Raw genomic sequence first — 3,785 nt, 5'->3', positions numbered from 1 at the left:
TTTCTTCCGCACTCCTCTCGGGACCGGCAGGCAAGGTCAATTCGGGATGATCGAACACGATGATATTCAGGACGTCGCCCACACCGACACGGTATTGCCAAGGATGATCGCTGCGAAGCGTGCTTGGGCGCGCCGTCGCGCTAGGCCTGGAAAAACTCGCAATATTAGATGCATCAAGCCGAATAATCGTCAGTTTCTGCGACAGGTCTTGCTGAGCATCTTCGGTAACCGGAAATTCGGCAAAGCCTTCTGTGCAGGCATTAAAAAATAAGAGGGTCACTGCAAAAAAAAGAAGCCGCTTTGTTGTGCGGCTGCAAGCGCAGACACTACTTTTGCAATATGTTGATATCACGTCAATCGTTCCATATCGTTAAAAGTAAAGCTGAAAGCGCAGCGAAATCAGGGTTCTTAGTGATCGGTATACTTGTAGCCCTGTGCTGCTTCGACCGTTCACACTTACTGGCCAAACGCATCTGTTGCAAATTGAAATGTCTGATAGCGGTTCAACCATGCGATACGCGAACCGTCGGCCCTGTCGCATGATGTCGACAATTGCGAATTCCAACTGTCTATGGTCGAAGCGTCTGACGTGCCGTTTGTTTATCAGGCCTTAAATCCCATGATTTGATGGTGCGATCCTTCCGAAAGAGTAGAAGGAAGCATTATGGAAATTTCAAAACTCTTGGAAAGGACGCGTCGCAAGTCGTTCAGTCATTGCCTGATCAACCAACCGACTGGCGGTCTCTACCGGGAAGGAAGCGTTCTTCGTCGCTATGGCAATGATGACAGGTCAGACAAGGCCGACCGAGAGACCTGAAGCAGCCCCGCACAAATGGGATCGCCGCATGATTTCTGCACTTACCTTTTAGGAGAAACCTCCCCGCATTCCAACGGTGATCAGTGAAGCATCAATAGTTGGGCCTGTGCGCACTTTGGCGCGGTATTGGGGGCAGTACATTCCAACCTGCTCAGCTGATCAACTGACCGTGTCGCTTTGGTTCTCGACACCAAGCCGACACCAGGCACCAAGCAAATTCGAAATCGCGTCCTCTGCCGCAGCGAGCTTGATGGCCACAATCAGATGATACCACCGAATAGGCGACTGAGAGAATACGTCAGACGGGGATGGGCAGCGCCAAGACCTTTTGCTATTCTTTGGAAGGGAAATACCTGTCGTCGAGATCGATGTGCGTAATAAGGCAAGTTGGGCGGCTGCTTTCCCAGTCTTCAATGTCGCGAAGAAGCCAACGCGTCGTTCCTGGTCCAAGCTTGATTCCCTTCGGGAAATCACCTTCGCGTTTCCAGCGATAGATAGAATCGACGGAGCAGGCGAAGCGCTCGGCAAGCTGTCCAACTGAAAGATATGTGTTATCACTGCTGTGCATTCTTAATCTCCTAAGGTCAAATGCGTCAGCAACCAACTTGGGGCATTTACATTTTGCCGCTTAAGGCTTCTCTCGCTGATTTTCAGTCTATTTCATAGATGTAGGGAAAATGGGAAGCGTTGACTCGCAGTGTATATATCATACGCTTGACTGGCGGGGTGTATGGTGGGACGGAGGCCATACTCCACACAAGCCTTTGAGAAGATGTATGAAATCAGAACCAGTGGCAGTCCCTAGGGGAATCGAACCCCTCTTTCCAGGTTGAAAACCTGGCGTCCTAACCGATAGACGAAGGGACCGCATCTGGTGCGCCGCTTTTAGGGAAAGCTGGCAGGACGCGCAAGGGGCTATTTGTGAATTTTAGCGGTTTTGATCATTGCGCGGGTGCGGCGTCTTCCAGACGCAATTGGACCGACTTGCGCCCCTGCCAGGTGTTGATTTCAAGCCGTCCCGCAAGATGAAACCGCGCCCCGTTGTGGCCCGTCAACATGGGCCCCAGTGGGCCGTCCATCGCGCCAAAACTGATTGCCTCGATTCGCGCGCCAAGCCCATCGCCAAACGTGATCTTGAGGTGGTTTGCGCCGACCTGCTTGGCAAAATGTATCTGGCAATCGGGAAAGGCAAAGCGCGGCGCAGGGGCCCCCGCGCCAAAAGGACCCGCTTGTTCGATCTGGTTCACGAGGTCCACAGTGGCGGCCCCCGGCATCAACACCCCGTCCAACCGCAGATCGGCAGGGCCGATGTCGCCCGCCCCCTGTTTGGCCAGCAGTGCGCCCAATCGTTCCATCGCGGGTTCCAACCGGTCACGCGCGACAGTCAGCCCTGCAGCCATCTTGTGCCCGCCTCCCTTGACCAGCAAACCTTCGGCGGCGATCCGCTGAATTGCTGCACCAAGATCAATCCCTGAAACCGACCTGCCGGAACCCTTGCCTTCATTCCCGTCCAGTCCGATGACAACAGCGGGGCGGTTCGTGGCCTCTTTCAGCCGGGCCGCGACAATGCCGACCACGCCGGGGTGCCAGCCTTCGCCCGCCGCCCAGACCAGCGGGCCATCAAGCCCGCGCGCCGTCGCCTGCTCCAGCGCCAGATCGCGCACTTCTGCCTCGACCGTGCGGCGTTCGGTATTCAGTTCATCCAGCATGGCAGCCAGCGCCTCGGCCTCGTGCCGGTCAGTTGTCGCCAGCAGGCGGGCGCCCAGATCGGCCTTGCCAATCCGCCCACCTGCATTGATGCGTGGCCCCAAAAGAAACCCAAGATGATAGCTGCTTGGCGCCTGGTCCAGCCCCGCCACATCCGCGAGCGCGGTCAACCCGATGCGCGCGCGTCGCGCCATCACCGTCAGCCCTTGACGGACAAAGGCGCGGTTGACGCCGGTCAACGGGGCGACGTCTGCGACTGTCGCTAGCGCAACAAGGTCCAGCATGCCCATCAGGTCCGGGCATTTCTGTCCCGCATCCCGCAACTGCCGGTTTGCCTCGACCAACATCAAAAAGACGACAGCGGCCGCACAAAGATGGCCCAGTTCGCCGGATTCATCCTGCCGGTTGGGATTCACGACCGCGACGGCATCGGGCAGGGTTTCGCCGCCAAGGTGATGGTCCAGCACGATGACATCCGCACCTTTGGCCGCCGCAATCGGCCCATGGGACAGGGTGCCGCAATCAACGCAGACAATCAAAGTATGATCACGCGCCAGCATCTGCATTGCGTCGTCGTTGGGGCCGTAACCTTCGTCGATCCGGTCAGGGATATACAGGGTTCCGGTCACGCCCATGTCGCGCAGCCAGGTAATCAGCAACGCAGCAGAGGATCCGCCATCGACGTCATAATCGGCAAAAACGGCTATTTTCTCTTTTTTGGCAACGGCTTGCAAAAACCGGCCTGTCGCAATGTCCATATCGCGCAGGATACGTGGATCGGGCAGCAGATCGCGCAGTGTCGGGGCCAGAAATCTGCCGCTGTCCTGTGCGTCTACCCCCCGTCGGACAAGTGTGCGGCACAAGGGCACGGGCAAACCGGTGGTCTGGGCCATTGCTTCTGACTGCCGGTCCTCTTCCGCGCCGGGGCCAGTCCAGCGCCGCCCCGTCGCAGATACCTCAATTCCCAGAAACGCATGATCTTGTGTATTGTTCATGCCGCCATACTAGCGAAAGGGCGCTGCATGCGCCACGCCTTGATCCTTGCTTTGATCAAAATACTCTTGCCGACGGCGGGACGCCTACTTTGTCGGATTGCGGTAAATCATCCGACGAACCGATCCGGTCTTTGACCGCATCAGGATGGTTTCGGCCGTCACAAACCCGACTTCACGCTTGATGCCCGGCACAAGCGACCCGTCCGTCACGCCCGTAGCGGCAAAGATCACATCGCTGGTGACCATGTCATCGCGGGTATAGACGC

The 3,785-nt window shown here is 57.0% G+C and carries 3 protein-coding genes, 1 tRNA gene and 1 pseudogene; all 5 read right to left on the bottom strand.

Going from position 1 to position 3,785, the window contains the following annotated elements; translation table 11 throughout:
- Window positions 1-352 (bottom strand): annotated as a pseudogene (locus tag ACTG4B_RS12670) (hypothetical protein); the annotation flags it as partial.
- 796 nt (window positions 353-1,148) lie between these two features.
- A complete protein-coding gene (locus ACTG4B_RS12665; protein WP_439156064.1) occupies window positions 1,149-1,385 on the bottom strand; it encodes a helix-turn-helix transcriptional regulator in 237 nt (78 codons plus the stop codon).
- A gap of 224 nt (window positions 1,386-1,609) precedes the next feature.
- Window positions 1,610-1,684 (bottom strand) — tRNA-Glu (locus ACTG4B_RS12660).
- 74 nt (window positions 1,685-1,758) lie between these two features.
- Window positions 1,759-3,519, bottom strand: coding sequence for a single-stranded-DNA-specific exonuclease RecJ (gene recJ / locus ACTG4B_RS12655; RefSeq protein ID WP_439156063.1), 1,761 nt, complete (start codon window positions 3,517-3,519; stop codon window positions 1,759-1,761).
- Window positions 3,520-3,603: 84 nt separating this feature from the next.
- Window positions 3,604-3,785, bottom strand: a 182-nt coding sequence (locus ACTG4B_RS12650; protein WP_439156062.1) for a fructose-bisphosphatase class II, incomplete at its 5' end; no start/stop codon positions are given.

This window comes from Yoonia sp., assembly GCF_965660735.1.
Classification (GTDB): Bacteria; Pseudomonadota; Alphaproteobacteria; order Rhodobacterales; family Rhodobacteraceae; genus Yoonia.
The sequence above is the reverse complement of the archived record's forward strand: the minus strand, read 5'-3'. Positions and strand labels throughout refer to the sequence as shown.